Source organism: Nonomuraea sp. NPDC003214 (assembly GCF_053590035.1).
The window spans coordinates 620,959-634,070 of sequence record NZ_JBSFSX010000005.1 but is presented as its reverse complement, the minus strand read 5'-3'; the positions used below and the strand labels follow the sequence as shown (position 1 = coordinate 634,070).

The window sequence follows — 13,112 nt, the reverse complement described above, 5'->3', positions numbered from 1 at the left end:
CGGCACCCCCGGCCTGCCGGGAGTCGCCATTACAGTGGCGTCATGCGGCGAATCGAGCCGGACACGTGGGCGGGCCTGGCGATGCTGCTGGTGTGTGTCGCGGTGGGCAGCCCGACGCTGCTCGGCGCGGCCGGGACGCGCGTCCCGCTGCCGGTGTGGGGGGTGCAGTTCGCGCTCCTGCTGGCCACGCTGATGGGCGCCGCGCTCTGGGAGGACAGCCGCCCCCTGCTGTCGCGGGCCTGCTACGGCGCGTCGATCGTGCTGGGCTGGCTGACGCTGCTGACCGCGCCGAACGCCGGATGGCTGCCGATCCTGCTGGTCTGCACCGCGACCATGGGCGCGTACGTGGCCCCGCCCTGGGCCGCCCCGGCGGTGATCGCGCTCAACAGCGTCGTCATCGCCGTGACCGCGGGCCTGGCCGGCGCCGATGCCACCTCCATCGGCCTGCAGACGCTGCTCTACCTGCTGATCCAGGTGGCGGGGCTGCTCAGCTCGCTGTCGATCCTCCGGGAGCAGCGGATGCGCCGCGAGCTGGCCGAGGCGCACGTCGAGCTGCGCGCGGCGAGCGTCATCCTGGCCGACACCGCCCGCGCCCACGAACGCCTGCGCATCTCCCGCGAGCTGCACGACCTCATGGGGCACCAGCTCACCGCGCTCACGCTGGAGCTGGAGGTCGCCCGCCACCAGGAGGGCGACGCCGCCCGCGCCCATGTCGAACGCGCCGGCGAGGTGGCCCGCACGCTGCTGAGCGACGTGCGCGCCACCGTGGGCCGGCTCCGCGCCGACGCCCCCGAGCTGCGCGCGTCGCTGCGCGCCGTGGTGCGCGACATCCCCGGGCTGGACGTCGACCTGCGGATCGACGACGACGTGCGGCCCTGCGAGGAGGTGACGCTGACGCTCGTCCGCGTCGTGCAGGAGATCGTCACCAACACGATCCGGCACGCCGGGGCGACCTCGCTGCGCGTCCGGATCGAGAGCGCGCCCGACGGGGGCGTCCGGCTCACCTCGGCCGACGACGGGCGCGGCAGCCCGCTGCTGCGGCTCGGCAACGGGCTGCGCGGCCTGCGCGAGCGCGTCGACGCCGTGGGCGGCCAGGTGCGGTTCGACGGCAGCTCCGGGTTCCGCGTGACCGCCACGGTGCCGGGGCGGTGACCGGGGTGACCCAGGTGATCCGGGTGATCGTCGTCGACGACCAGACGCTGGTCCGGCATGGCATCCGCAGCCTCCTCGACCTGACCGAGGACATCGAGGTGGCCGGGGAGGCCGACGACGGCATGGCGGCGCTGGCGGCGATCGAGGAGCACGCCCCGGACGTCGTCCTGCTCGACCTGCGCATGCCGCGTCACGACGGCCTCTGGACGCTCGACGCGCTGCGCGAGCGGGCGGGCGGCGCGCCGCCGGTGCTCGTGCTGACCACGTTCGACGACGACACGCTCGTGCTGGACGCGATGCGCGCGGGCGCGGGCGGCTACCTGCTGAAGGACGTGACGCTGGAGCGGCTGACCGGGGCCATCCGGGTGCTGGCCGGAGGGGGGACGCTGATCTCGCCGTCGATCACCGACCGGCTCATGCGGGCGGTGCGCCGCCGCCGTCCGCCGGACGGGGCCGGCCTGCCCGCCGTCCAGCCGCTCACCGAGCGGGAGCTGGAGGTGCTGCGGCTGGTCGCGGAGGGCTACAGCAACCGGGAGATCGCGCAGGCGCTGTTCCTGGCCGAGGGCACGGTCAAGAACCACGTCTCGACCGTGCTGCTCAAGCTGGGGGCGCGCGACCGGACGAACGCGGTGCTGCGCGCCCTGCACGCCGACCTCCTCGGCTGACCGCTTGATAGGCAAGTGGCGACTTGCCTATTGTGGGGCGCATGGCGGATGATGTCTTCAAGGCCCTGGCCGATCCCACCCGCCGGCGCATCCTCGACGCGCTGGTGCAACGGGACGGCCAGACGCTGTTCGAGATCTGCGCGCGCCTGGTGACCGAGCACGGATCGGGCCTGACCCGCCAGGCGATCAGCCAGCATCTGGCCGTCCTGGAGTCGGCCGGCCTGGTCCGGACGCGCCGCCAGGGCCGCTACAAGTTCCACGACCTCGACACCGAACCGCTTGAGCGCGCCATGACCCGATGGCTCAAGCCCCGCACACCTGAGGAGAACCCATGAGGATCCACCTGACGAGCGTCTTCGTCGACGACCAGGAGAAGGCGCTGCGCTTCTACACCGACGTGCTCGGCTTCGTGAAGAAGAACGACGTGCCGCTGGGCGGGGACCGCTGGCTCACCGTCGTCTCGCCCGAGGCCCCCGACGGCACCGAGCTGCTGCTGGAGCCCGACGGCCACCCCGCCGTGAAGCCCTACAAGGCGGCGCTGGCCGCCGACGGCATCCCGGCCGCGTCGTTCGCCGTGGACGACGTGACCGCCGAGTTCGAACGGCTGCGCGCGCTCGGCGTCACCTTCACCCAGGAGCCCCTGGAGATGGGCCCGGTCACCACGGCCGTCCTGGACGACACCTGCGGCAACCTCATCCAGATCGCGCACAGCAAGTGACCCCGCGCCCGGCCTCCCCCGGCCGGGCGACGGCAGGCGTAAATGCGGAAAAGATTTCTTACCCACTCGTCCCCGATATCCAAACTCCGCATTTGACAGGCGGAAACTCCACCCCAAACTGGGCATTGCGGTCACGTTCTTTTTGATAGATCATCGACGCGTGGCCCCCGCCACCGATGCCCCTAGGCTCGGAGGACGCCTGTCGTGATTTTCGCTGTCGTGGGACTGGTATTCGTCGGCGTGATCGGCCTGGTCAACCTCGCGATCCTGCTGGTCCTGCTCCGCCGGTGGCGCGAGCTGGGACCGGCCGGAGGCGCGGGCGGCCGGGGAATCGTCCGGACCATCGATCGAATTCCGAGTTTCTCCGCCGAAGCCCTCGACGGCGCCACGGTGACCGAGCGCACGCTGCTCGGAAAGGAGTCCCTGGTCGGATTCTTCTCGCTCACGTGCGAGGCGTGCGTCACGGCGGTGCCGCTGTTCGCCGCGCACGCCGAGCGGCTGCGCGCCGCCGGGGGGATCTCCCTGGCGGTCGTGCACGGCGACGACGCGGCCCGCAGCGAGCTGGCCGCGATGCTCCGCGACACGGTCGACCTCGTGATCGCCGAGGACGCGCGCGCCGAGCTGTCCCGGCGCTACGGCGCCAGGAACTACCCGACCTACGCGTGGTACGGACCCGACGGCGTGGTCACCACGGCGGGCGCGGGCGTCGCCGCCCTGCGGACCGAGCTGGTCGCCCCCTAGCGCCTCCCGGAGGCCGCCCCCCAAGCCCGCGCGGGCTGCCGGCCACGGTGAACACCCCCTATCCGTGGTCCGGAGCCCGCGTGCGGAGAACCGATCCACTCACCCCAGAGGAGAGGCATGATCCAGAGCCTGACCCGGCGTGTCACCCGCGCGGTCGAGACCCTGCTCCCCAAGGCCACCGCCGACGCCGGATGCACCCCCGAGTCGTGGATGGAGTACAAGGTCCAGGGCGGCGTGTGCTTCGGCCGCACCTGCTCGCTCAACGGCGCCTGCGTGAAGCACTGCGGCGCCTGGTACAGCTACAGCCACAACTACTGCTGATCCCCCGCGTGAGCTGAACGCGCGCGGCCGCACCCGCCAGAGCGGCCGCGCGCGTGCCCCCTTTCCCGGAGCTTCCTGGAGCTTTCGTGCTGTACGTTTCGCTCGCCTGCCGTCTCACCCTGGTGGCGGTGCTGGCGCTCGCGGCGGTGGCCAAGCTGCGCTCCCCGCGGGTGTTCGCCGCCTCGCTGGCGGGCTTCGACGTCGTCCCGGCGCGGCTGCGCGGGCCGCTGGCCGTGCTGGTCCCGGCCGCCGAGCTGCTGGTCGCGCTCCTGCTGGCGCTGCCGCCCACGGTCACGGCGGGGTTCGTGGCCGCGACGGCGCTCTGTCTCGGGCTGACGGCCGTCCCGGTGCTGGTCGTGGCGCGCGGCAAGCGGGTGACCTGCGCCTGCTTCGGCGCGAGCCAGGCGCCGCTCGGCGTCCGGCACATCGCCCGCAACGCGGTGCTCCTGGCGGCGGCGGTCACGGGCGCGGCCGTGACGCTCCCGGCGGGCGGCGGGGTGCCGTCCGGCGTGCCCGGGATCGTGCTGGCCGTGGTCTCCGCCGGCGTGCTCACCGCCCTGATCGTCTTCGTCGACGACCTCGCCTCGCTCTTCGCCTCTCCCTCGTCGGCCGGGGGCCGCTGAGGCGGCGCCGGAAGGGACCTCCGTGGAACACCTTGCCGCAGGACTCGTCCTGGTCACGGCGATCACCGCGCTGAACGCGGTGCTTACCCTGGCCCTGGTACGCCGCTGGCGGAGCCTGACGAGCTCCCCGCCGGACGCCCACGACCACCACGATCACCATGGCCACCACGATCACCACGGCCACGACGGCGCGCCGGATCTGGGCATCGCGCCGGGCAGCCGGATGCCCGCGTTCTCCGCCGTCGCCGCCGACGGTTCGGCGGTCACCCGCGAGACGCTGATCGGCCGGCCCGTGCTGGTGGCGTTCCTGTCGCTGGACTGCTCGGGCTGCGACGACAGCCTGCCCGCCTTCGCCGAGCGCGCGCGGCGCGTCCGCGAGGCGGGCGGCCGGGTGCTGGCCACGGTCGTCGGCGTCGACGCGGCCGGGAGCGAGCTGGCCGCCCGGCTGCGCGACCTCGCCGACCACGTGGTGCCCGAGTTCCTCGACGCGCCGGTCGGGGCCCGGTTCGGGGCACGCTACTACCCCGGGTTCGCCCACTACGACGCCGACGGCATCGCCGTGACGGCCGGCGTCGGCCTCGCCGCGCTGGACGACGTACGGGACTTACGGGACGGCGTACGGATGGACATGCGGGACGGGGAGACGGCGGCGCGGTGAGGGGCGGCGACGGCGCGGAGGGCGTCTCCATCCTGCGCGCGATGGCGGCCGCGTACGCCCTGGCCTGGCGGTCCTGCCCCGGCATGCTGCTCGTGCAGGGCGTCACGGCGGTGGTCGGCGGCACGGCCCCGGTGGCCGCCGCCTGGCTGACCAAGGTCGCGCTCGACGAGCTCGCCTCCCCCTTCCCCAGGGCGGGCGCGCTGGTGTGGGTGGCGGCCGGGATCGGCGCCCTGGGTGTGGCGCTGGCCACGACCTCCGCCGTCACCGCGTACGCGCAGGGGCGCGCCCGGCGGGCCATCGGGCTGCGGTCGCACGACCGGCTGTTCGAGGCCGTCAACGGGATGAGCGGCCTGGCGCGGCTGGAGGACCCGCGCTTCCACGACCGGCTGCGGCTGGCCCAGCAGTCGGCCGAGCACGCCCCGGACCAGCTCGTCCAGATGGGCCTGGCCACGGTGCAGGGGGCGCTCGGCGTCCTCGGGTTCCTGGGCGCGCTGGTGGCGATCAGCCCGGTCATGGCGGGGGTCGCGGTGCTGGCCGCCGCCCCGGCGATGGCCGCCCACCTGGCGCTGAGCAGGCGGCGGGCGGGCCTGATGTGGCGGACGAGCCCCGGCATGCGGCGCAAGCTCTTCTACCAGATGCTGCTCACGGATCTGCAGGCGGCGAAGGAGGTGCGCCTGTTCGGGCTGGGCGGCTTCCTGAAGGGCCGGATGCTCACCGAGCTGCGCGCCGCCAACCGCGCGGAGGACCGGCTGGAGGGCGGCGTGGTGCGCGTCCAGGTGTCCCTCGCCGTGCTCGGCGCGCTGCTGTCGGCCGGCGGGCTGGTGTGGGCGGTGCACGCCGCGGCGGGCGGGAGCATCGGCGTCGGCGACGTGTCGATCTTCATCGCGTCGCTGGCCGGGGTCCAGTCGGGGCTGGCGGCCCTGGTGCAGGGCATCGCCGCCGGGCACCAGTCGGCGCTGGTCTTCCACCACTACCTGGCGGTGACGGGGGTCGCGGACGACCTGCCCGTGCCCGCCCGGCCGCGCGGGCTCGCCCCGCTCGCGCGCGGGATCGAGCTGCGCGACGTGTGGTTCCGCTACGGCGAGGACTCGCCGTGGGTGCTGCGCGGGCTGAGCCTGACCATCCCGTACGGGACGAGCGTGGCGATCGTCGGGCTGAACGGCGCCGGCAAGAGCACGCTCGTCAAGCTGCTCTGCCGCTTCTACGACCCGCAGCGCGGCAGCATCCTGTGGGACGGCGTGGACGTGCGGGACGTCCCGGTGGCGCGGCTGCGCGAGCGGATCGGCGCGGTGTTCCAGGACTACATGGACTACGACCTGACCGCCGCCGAGAACATCGGCCTGGGCGACCTGGCCGCGCTCGGCGACCGGGACCGGATCCGCGCCGCCGCCCGGCGGGCCGGGGTCCACGAGGTCGTCGAACGGCTGCCGTCGGGCTACGGGACGCTGCTGAGCCGGGTCTTCCACGCGGGCGAGGAGGACGACGGCGACGGCCCGGCGAGCGGCGTGCACCTGTCGGGAGGGCAGTGGCAGCGCCTGGCGCTGGCGCGCGGCCTGATGCGGCAGGGCCGCGACCTGATGATCCTGGACGAGCCCAGCTCCGGCCTCGACGCGGAGGCCGAGGCGGCGGTCCACGACCGGCTGCGGGAGCTGCGCGCGGGCTCCACGAGCGTGCTGGTCTCCCACCGGCTGAGCGCCGTGCGCCGGGCCGACCGGATCGTCGTCGTGCAGGACGGCCGCGTGCTGGAGAGCGGCGACCACGCCTCGCTCACCGCGTCGCCGGACGGCGCGTACGCCCGGCTGTTCCGCACCCAGGCGGCGGGCTACCGCGAGGACCCGGTGGCCGCCGAGTGAGCCTGTTCCTGACCTGCGCGGTGGTCCTGCTGGCCGGGGGCGCGGTGGCGGCGCGGCTGCTGCTGTCCACGGTGACCGTGCGGGGCGGCAGCATGTCGCCGGTCCTGTCCGACGGGGACGTCCTGCTGGTGCTGCGCGGCCGTCGCCGGGTGCGGGCGGGCCGGATCGTGGTCGTGCGACGGCCCGCGCCGGGCACGGGCTGGGCCGGGACCGCCGGGGCCGGCTGGTACGTCAAGCGGGTCGCCGCGGCGCCCGGCGACCCGATGCCGCCGTGGGCGCCTGCCGGGCTCCCGGACCGGGTGCCGCCGGGGGCACTGGTGCTGCTCGGGGAGCATCCGGGCTCGGAGGACTCCAAGCAGTGGGGGCTCTGCCCGGCGGAGCTGATGTACGGGGTGATGCTGCTACGGCTGTCACGATGACCCCACCACATCTCGGATGACGCTATCATCTGGATTGCATGAACATTTGGATTGCAGTCGTCGGAGGAGAGGTGTGGCGATGGTCCGGCTGACACGCGCCCAGCAGCAGGCGCGCACGCGCGCGGCGGTGCTGGCGGCGGCGCGGGAGGAGTTCGTGGAGCACGGTTACGCGGCGGCCAAGGTCGACCGGATCGCCGAGCGGACCGACCTCACCCGCGGCGCCGTCTACTCGAACTTCCCCAGCAAGCGCGCGCTCTACCTGGCCGTGCTCGTCGACCTGGTGGAGAACGCGCCCCCGGCCGCGCCCAGCCCCGCCGCGTCGCTGCCGGGCGCGCTCGGCGCGTTCGCCAGGACGTGGCTGGAGCGGCTGCCCCTCGTCGACGACCCCGCCGCCGGCGGCCGCCTGCAACTGCGCTCGCTCGTGGGCGTCGTCGACGACGAGCCGGGCCGCGCCGTGCTGGCGCAGCTCGCCCGCCTGGAGGCGCTGCTGCTCGCCCTCGGCCTGGAGTCGTGCGAGTCCGACCCCCGCGCCCCGCGCCGCGTCCGCCTGGCCGAGCTGGTGCTGACCATGCTCAACGGCTCCGGCCTCATGGCCGAGCTGGCGCCCGGCTTCGGCGACCCGTTCGACCGGGCGCTCGCCTGCGAGCACCTGGCCGGGCTGGCGGGCGAGCGCGGCCTCGGCGACACCTGGGACCCGCCGTACCTGACCTTCGTCGGGCTCGCCGAGCGGTGCCGGGAGCCGTGGGACCCGCCCACCGGGCTGCTCGACCACCTCACCGGAAGCCCCGCCGACCTGGGCGCCGACGGCCTCGTCGTGGCGCTGGGCGCGCGGCGCCTGTCGGCCGCCGAGGAGGCCGTGCGCTCGGCCCGGCCCGGCGAGCAGGTCACGGTGGCCGTCGTCACCGCCGACCCGGCCGAGACCGGCAGCCTCGTCCGGCTCCGGGTCAGCGACCTCGCCGCGTGCCTGCGCCGCGTGTTCACGCCCGAGGCGTGGGGGCACGTACGCCTGATCGTGAGCGACGGCGCGGTGGCCGCCGCCGCCCTCGGCGTGAACGGGTACGACGACCAGACGGAAGCGGCCGTACGGGTCCGCGACGGCATGGTCGTCGCCCGCAGCCAGGGCCGGGGCGCCGCCTACGCCGCGGCCACCGGCGAGAGCGCGCACGACCCTCGGGGGGCCGGCGCATGAGCGGGCTCCACGGGACCGGGCTCCCCGGAATCGAGCACGGCGCGGTGCTGCTGCACACGCTGCGCTGCGCCGGCTGGTGCGCCGTCGAGCGGCTGGCCGCGGCCACCGGCCTGGACGAGGCCACCACCGAGTCCGAGCTGATCGACCTCGCCGTCGCCGGGCTGGTCACGCGCACGTCCGGCGCCTTCGCCGCGTGGGGGCTGACCGACGCCGGCCGCGCCGCGAACGCCGAGCGGATCGCCGCCGAGCTGGAGTCGGCCGGGACCCGTCCCGCGCTGCTCGCCGCGTTCGAGCGCTTCCTCGTGCTCAACCCCGAGCTGCTCGACCTCTGCGCCGCCTGGCAGCTCCGGCCCGTCGACGGCGTCCTGGCCGCCAACGACCACAGCGACCCGTCCTACGACGCCCGCGTCGTCGCCCGGTTCGAGGACCTCGACCGGCGGGCCGAGGCCGTCTGCGCCGACCTGGCCGGGGCGCTGCCGCGCTTCGGCCGCTACCGGGTCCGGCTCGCCGAGGCGCTCGGCCGGGCCCGGGCGGGGGAACGGCGCTACCTGGCCGACGGCACCGCCTCCTACCACGCGGTGTGGGCCGAGCTGCACGAGGACCTGCTCGTGACGCTGGGGATCCCCCGATGAGGTGGATCCGCCCGCTCTCCGCGCGGACCGGGGAGAGCGCCGCCGTCATCGGCGCCAAGGCGCACGGCCTCGTGACGCTGCACCGGCTCGGGCTGCCGGTCCCCGCCGGGTTCGTGGTCACCACCGAGGCGTGCCGGGCGTTCCTGCGCGACGGCCGGCTGCCCGTCGGGCTCGCCGACGAGCTCGCGAGCGCCGTACGCGACCTGGAGGCGGCGACGGGACGCCGGTTCGGCGGGCCGGGGATCCCGCTGGCCGTGTCGGTGCGCTCCGGGGCGGGCGTGTCGATGCCCGGCATGATGCACACCGTGCTCAACCTGGGCCTCACCGCCGAGGCGGCGGCCGGGCTGGCGGCCGAGACCGGCGACGTCCGGTTCGCCGAGGACTCGCGGCGGCGGTTCCTGGCGAGCCTCGCCGCCGCCACCGGCGACGCGGGCCTGGCGATCCCCGGCGACCCCGCCGCGCAGCTCGAGCTCGCGGTCCAGACCGTCTTCGCCTCGTGGGACACGCCGCGGGCGCGCACGTACCGTGAGCTGCACGACATCCCGCACGACCTCGGCACGGCCGTGATCGTGCAGGCGATGGTGTACGGCAACCGCGACGGCCGCAGCGGCACCGGGGTCGCCTTCAGCCGCGACCCCACCACGGGCGAGAACACCCCGTTCGGCGACGTGCTCTTCGGCCACCAGGGCGAGGACGTCGTCTCCGGCCGGTCGCTCACCCTCCCGCTGCGCGAGCTGGCCGGCCGGGAGCCCGCCGTGTGGGCCGCGCTGGCCGACGCGCTGCGCCGGGTCGAGCGGCACTACCGGGACGCGTGCTACGCCGAGTTCACCTTCCAGGCCGGGGAGCTGTGGATGCTGCAGGTCCGGCCCGGCGGGCTCACCGGCGGGGCCGCCGTCCGCGTCGCCACCGAGCTGGCCGGCGAGGGGCTGATCAGCCGGCGGGAGGCGCTGCTGCGGGTGTCGCCGCAGCAGCTCCGGCACGTGCGCACGCCGCGCCTGGCGGCCTCGGCGCGGGCCGCCGTCGTGGCCCGGGGCGTGGGCGCGTGCCCGGGCGTGGCGGCCGGGAGGGTGGCGACGTCGACCGAGGCGGCGGTGCGGATGGCCGCCTCGGGGCCGGTCATCCTCGTGCGGCCGGAGACGTCGCCGCACGACATGCGCGGCCTGGCCGCCGCGGCGGGGATCGTCACCGCGCGCGGCGGGCCCGCCAGCCACGCGGCGGTCGTCGCCCGGTCGATGGGCAAGCCCGCCGTCGTCGGCGTCGCCGGGCTGGTCGTCGGCGCCGGGTCGGTGACGGCGGGGGGCCGGGTCATCGAGGAGGGCGCGCTCGTCACGATCGACGGCTCCGGCGGCGAGGTCGCCCTCGGCTCCGCCCCGGTCTCCACCGACGAAGCCGGCCCCCACCTGCGCCGCCTGCTCGCCTGGGCGGACGACGTGTCGGGCGGCGACCCCGCCGGCGACGAGGCCGCCCGCCTCGCCGCCGCCCACGCCGCCCTCCGCACCCCCTGAGGGCCGGCCGGTCCCGTACGCCCTGAGCCCCCCGGCCCCCGCCGGGGGCGCGCGGGCTCAGGGGCGGATGCGGGGGCCGAAGCCGGTCCAGCGGAGGTCCGGCGGGAGGTGGCCCATGTCGTTGTAGAGCAGCACCGCCGGGGCGGCGCGGTCGTGGAAGTCGATCGCGGTGAGCGCGGCGTTGCCGCAGTTGAGGCCCAGCCAGCGGGCCGGGGGCGCGTCGAGGGCGTGCCGCACCAGCCAGGCCACCTGGTAGGCGTGCGTGATCAGGACCTCGTGGGTCTCGGTCTCGGCGGGCCTGGCGAACCGGCCGATCAGCGCCGCCGCGAGCCTCGCGCCCTCGGCCGCCTCGGCGGGGTCGTACCCGTCGAAGAACCCCGCCCACTCGGCGGGCATCTCCTCGGGCACGTGCGGCACGTGGTCCACCAGCTCGGCGGCCTCGCGTACGGGGACGCCGGGCAGGCGCCCGCCGACGATCTCCGCGCACCGGACGGCGCGTGGCAGCGGCGAGTGCCACACGGCGTCGACCGGCAGGGCGGCGAGGCGGTCCCCCAGCAGCTCGGACTGCCGGTGGCCCACGTCGGTGAGCGTCCCGAACGCGTCCGCCGACCCGTGTCTCGCCACGTACAGATGCCTTGTCGCCATGCCCGCCCGCCTTTTCCGATGCTGTCAACATTCAGATGATGGCATCATCCTAGCGGTCGTTCGCTGTCCAGGTCGGCCATGTGCCTGCTGGGGTAGCGGTCGCCCTTGGCGGCGTCGCGCGGGATCAGCTCCTCGATCCGGGCGAGCTCGTCATCGCCGAGGGAGACGCGGACGCTGTCGACCAGCGCGCCGACCTGGTCGAGGCGCCGCGCGCCCACGACGGGCACGATGTCCTCGCCGCGGGAGGCGACCCACGCGATCGCCAGTTGCGCGATCGTGGCGCCCTTCGCGGCGGCCAGGTCCGCCAGCCGCGCGGCCAGCGCGGCGTTGTGCTCGCGGTTGCCGTCCTGGAAGCGCGGCGACGCCGCCCGCATGCCGCCGGTGGTCCCGCCGCCGATGAGGCCGCGCGACAGCACCCCGTACGCGGTGACGCCGATGCCGAGCTCGCGGCACGCGGGCAGGATCTCGTCCTCGATCCCCCGGCTGAACAGCGAGTACTCCAGCTGCACGTCACAGATGGGGGCGACGGCCGCGGCGCGGCGGATGGTCGCGGCGCAGACCTCGCTCAGGCCGACGTGCCGCACGTACCCCTGCTCGACCAGCTCGGCGATGGCGCCGACGGTCTCCTCGACGGGGACGGCCGGGTCGAGCCTGGCCGGGCGGTAGACGTCGACGTGGTCGACGCCGAGCCGCCGGAGCGAGTACGTCAGGAAGTTCCGCACGGCGGCGGGGCGGGCGTCGAACCCGGCGTGGCTCCCGTCGGGGCCGCGCAGGGCGCCGAACTTGACCGAGAACACGACCTCGTCCCGGTCCCGCCCGGCCAGCGCGCGCCGGATCAGCAGTTCGTTGTGCCCGGATCCGTAGAAGTCGCCGGTGTCCAGGAGGGTGCCGCCGGCGTCCAGGTAGGCGTGCAGGACGCGTACGCCGTCGTCGTCGCGCACGGGCCCGTACGCGCCGGACAGGCCCATCGCGCCGAGGCCGGGCGAGGAGACGGCGGGGCCGGTGCGGCCGAGGCGGCGGGAGGTGAGCTGGGTCTTCGTCGTCATGCCTCCCACTGTGCGCACCGCCGCGCGGCGCAGCCAGGCACGGCCCAGCCAGGGACAGGCCGTCCCTGGCTGGGCGCGGCCTCGTCCCTAGACTGGAGGCGTGATCGACCGTGCCGGGCTCGCCGACTTCCTCCGCCGGCGCCGCGAGCTGCTGCGCCCCGCGGACGTGGGCCTGCCGGCCGGCGTGCGGCGCCGGACGCCGGGGCTGCGGCGGGACGAGGTGGCGCAGCTCGCCGGCATGTCCGCCGACTACTACGCCCGGCTGGAGCAGCGGCGCGGCGCGAACCCGTCGGAGCCGATCGTGGCCTCGCTGGCGCGGGCGCTCCGCTGCGACCTGGACGAGCGCGACCACCTCTACCATCTGGCCGGGCTCGCTCCCCCGGCGCGCCGGGCCGGCCGGCACATCCGGCCCGGCCTGATCAGCCTGGCCGACCGGCTCACCGACGTGCCGGTGTGCATCTGCACCGACCTGAACGAGGTCCTGTGGCAGAACGCGCTCGCCGACGTCGTGCTCGGCCCGCGCCACCCCGGGCAGGCGCAGATCATCTGGCGGTGGTTCACCGAGCCGGGTGCGCGCGACCGCTTCCCGGAGGAGGACTGGCCGCGCCACTCGCAGGCGCACGTCGCCGACCTGCGGGCGACGTACGCGCGCCGCGCCGGCGAGGAGGACGTGGTCCGGCTGGTGCGCGGGCTGCTCAGGCGCAGCGCCGAGTTCCGCGAGCTGTGGGAGCGGCACGAGGTGGCGGTGCGCCGGTTCGACCGCAAGCGGTTCGCGCACCCGGAGGTCGGGCTGCTGCACCTGACGTGCGAGGTCCTGCTCACTCCCGAGGCGGACCTCAAGGTGCTGGCGTTCTTCCCGACCGAGGGCACCGACGCGAAGGAGAAGCTCGACCTGCTGCGCGTCATCGGGACGCAGGACCTGCGACCGGCCCGGTGACGGCGGCG

16 protein-coding genes are annotated in these 13,112 nt (G+C 75.5%); 14 read left to right on the top strand and 2 right to left on the bottom strand.

Annotated features, from left to right (window positions below; translation table 11 throughout):
* Positions 1-42 precede the first annotated feature (42 nt).
* The 13 genes from ACWDXC_RS18675 to ACWDXC_RS18615 all read left to right on the top strand — a co-directional run bounded on the left by ACWDXC_RS18675 (position 43) and on the right by ACWDXC_RS18615 (position 10,476).
* On the top strand, positions 43-1,152 hold the full coding sequence (locus ACWDXC_RS18675) for a sensor histidine kinase (RefSeq protein WP_449983265.1): 1,110 nt from the start codon (positions 43-45) through the stop codon (positions 1,150-1,152).
* Complete coding sequence (locus ACWDXC_RS18670; RefSeq protein WP_449983263.1) at positions 1,149-1,817, top strand: response regulator; 669 nt, start codon at positions 1,149-1,151, stop codon at positions 1,815-1,817. The genes ACWDXC_RS18675 and ACWDXC_RS18670 overlap by 4 nt, the downstream gene beginning before the upstream one ends.
* 41 nt (positions 1,818-1,858) lie before the next feature.
* Positions 1,859-2,152, top strand: coding sequence for an ArsR/SmtB family transcription factor (locus ACWDXC_RS18665; protein WP_364182618.1), 294 nt, complete (start codon positions 1,859-1,861; stop codon positions 2,150-2,152).
* Positions 2,149-2,535, top strand: a complete 387-nt coding sequence (locus tag ACWDXC_RS18660) for a VOC family protein (protein ID WP_449983259.1) — start codon at positions 2,149-2,151, stop codon at positions 2,533-2,535. The genes ACWDXC_RS18665 and ACWDXC_RS18660 overlap by 4 nt, the downstream gene beginning before the upstream one ends.
* 219 nt (positions 2,536-2,754) lie before the next feature.
* The gene (locus ACWDXC_RS18655) at positions 2,755-3,276 is read left to right on the top strand and encodes a TlpA disulfide reductase family protein (protein WP_449983256.1); all 522 of its coding nucleotides are present in this window, start codon (positions 2,755-2,757) and stop codon (positions 3,274-3,276) included.
* A gap of 117 nt (positions 3,277-3,393) precedes the next feature.
* Positions 3,394-3,597: a hypothetical protein gene (locus ACWDXC_RS18650; protein WP_219510097.1), complete on the top strand. Its 204-nt coding sequence runs from the start codon at positions 3,394-3,396 to the stop codon at positions 3,595-3,597.
* A gap of 86 nt (positions 3,598-3,683) precedes the next feature.
* Positions 3,684-4,220: a MauE/DoxX family redox-associated membrane protein gene (locus tag ACWDXC_RS18645; RefSeq protein WP_449983253.1), complete on the top strand. Its 537-nt coding sequence runs from the start codon at positions 3,684-3,686 to the stop codon at positions 4,218-4,220.
* A 22-nt stretch (positions 4,221-4,242) separates the two neighbouring features.
* Entirely contained in the window at positions 4,243-4,878 is a 636-nt protein-coding gene (locus ACWDXC_RS18640) for a peroxiredoxin family protein (RefSeq protein ID WP_449983250.1), read from the top strand.
* A complete protein-coding gene (locus tag ACWDXC_RS18635) occupies positions 4,875-6,731 on the top strand; it encodes an ABC transporter ATP-binding protein (RefSeq protein ID WP_449983248.1) in 1,857 nt (618 codons plus the stop codon). The genes ACWDXC_RS18640 and ACWDXC_RS18635 overlap by 4 nt, the downstream gene beginning before the upstream one ends.
* Complete coding sequence (locus ACWDXC_RS18630) at positions 6,728-7,150, top strand: S26 family signal peptidase (protein ID WP_449983245.1); 423 nt, start codon at positions 6,728-6,730, stop codon at positions 7,148-7,150. The genes ACWDXC_RS18635 and ACWDXC_RS18630 overlap by 4 nt, the downstream gene beginning before the upstream one ends.
* A gap of 79 nt (positions 7,151-7,229) precedes the next feature.
* Complete coding sequence (locus tag ACWDXC_RS18625) at positions 7,230-8,339, top strand: TetR/AcrR family transcriptional regulator (protein WP_449983242.1); 1,110 nt, start codon at positions 7,230-7,232, stop codon at positions 8,337-8,339.
* A complete protein-coding gene (locus ACWDXC_RS18620; protein ID WP_449983240.1) occupies positions 8,336-8,971 on the top strand; it encodes a transcriptional regulator in 636 nt (211 codons plus the stop codon). Before ACWDXC_RS18625 ends, ACWDXC_RS18620 begins: the two co-directional genes overlap by 4 nt.
* Positions 8,968-10,476 carry a pyruvate, phosphate dikinase gene (locus tag ACWDXC_RS18615; RefSeq protein ID WP_449983237.1) on the top strand — a complete coding sequence of 503 codons (1,509 nt, stop codon included), beginning with the start codon at positions 8,968-8,970 and terminating at the stop codon, positions 10,474-10,476. Before ACWDXC_RS18620 ends, ACWDXC_RS18615 begins: the two co-directional genes overlap by 4 nt.
* 57 nt (positions 10,477-10,533) lie before the next feature.
* Here ACWDXC_RS18615 and ACWDXC_RS18610 read toward each other — a convergent pair whose 3' ends face one another.
* On the bottom strand, positions 10,534-11,121 hold the full coding sequence (locus tag ACWDXC_RS18610) for a histidine phosphatase family protein (RefSeq protein ID WP_449983234.1): 588 nt from the start codon (positions 11,119-11,121) through the stop codon (positions 10,534-10,536).
* 44 nt (positions 11,122-11,165) lie between these two features.
* Complete coding sequence (locus ACWDXC_RS18605) at positions 11,166-12,167, bottom strand: aldo/keto reductase (protein WP_449983231.1); 1,002 nt, start codon at positions 12,165-12,167, stop codon at positions 11,166-11,168.
* A 100-nt stretch (positions 12,168-12,267) separates the two neighbouring features.
* Here ACWDXC_RS18605 and ACWDXC_RS18600 point away from each other — a divergent pair, with 100 nt between their 5' ends.
* Entirely contained in the window at positions 12,268-13,104 is an 837-nt protein-coding gene (locus ACWDXC_RS18600; protein ID WP_449983228.1) for a helix-turn-helix transcriptional regulator, read from the top strand.
* The last annotated feature ends 8 nt before the right edge of the window (positions 13,105-13,112 follow it).

What these genes read in the sequence shown, in the direction of transcription:
- ACWDXC_RS18665 (WP_364182618.1), top strand. Translation starts at nt 1,859, where the DNA reads ATGGCGGATGATGTCTTCAAGGCCCTGGCCGATCCCACCCGCCGGCGC.
- ACWDXC_RS18615 (WP_449983237.1), top strand. Translation starts at nt 8,968, where the DNA reads ATGAGGTGGATCCGCCCGCTCTCCGCGCGGACCGGGGAGAGCGCCGCC.
- ACWDXC_RS18625 (WP_449983242.1), top strand. Translation starts at nt 7,230, where the DNA reads ATGGTCCGGCTGACACGCGCCCAGCAGCAGGCGCGCACGCGCGCGGCG.
- ACWDXC_RS18675 (WP_449983265.1), top strand. Translation starts at nt 43, where the DNA reads ATGCGGCGAATCGAGCCGGACACGTGGGCGGGCCTGGCGATGCTGCTG.
- ACWDXC_RS18610 (WP_449983234.1), bottom strand. Translation starts at nt 11,121, where the DNA reads ATGGCGACAAGGCATCTGTACGTGGCGAGACACGGGTCGGCGGACGCG.
- ACWDXC_RS18605 (WP_449983231.1), bottom strand. Translation starts at nt 12,167, where the DNA reads ATGACGACGAAGACCCAGCTCACCTCCCGCCGCCTCGGCCGCACCGGC.
- ACWDXC_RS18620 (WP_449983240.1), top strand. Translation starts at nt 8,336, where the DNA reads ATGAGCGGGCTCCACGGGACCGGGCTCCCCGGAATCGAGCACGGCGCG.
- ACWDXC_RS18660 (WP_449983259.1), top strand. Translation starts at nt 2,149, where the DNA reads ATGAGGATCCACCTGACGAGCGTCTTCGTCGACGACCAGGAGAAGGCG.
- ACWDXC_RS18650 (WP_219510097.1), top strand. Translation starts at nt 3,394, where the DNA reads ATGATCCAGAGCCTGACCCGGCGTGTCACCCGCGCGGTCGAGACCCTG.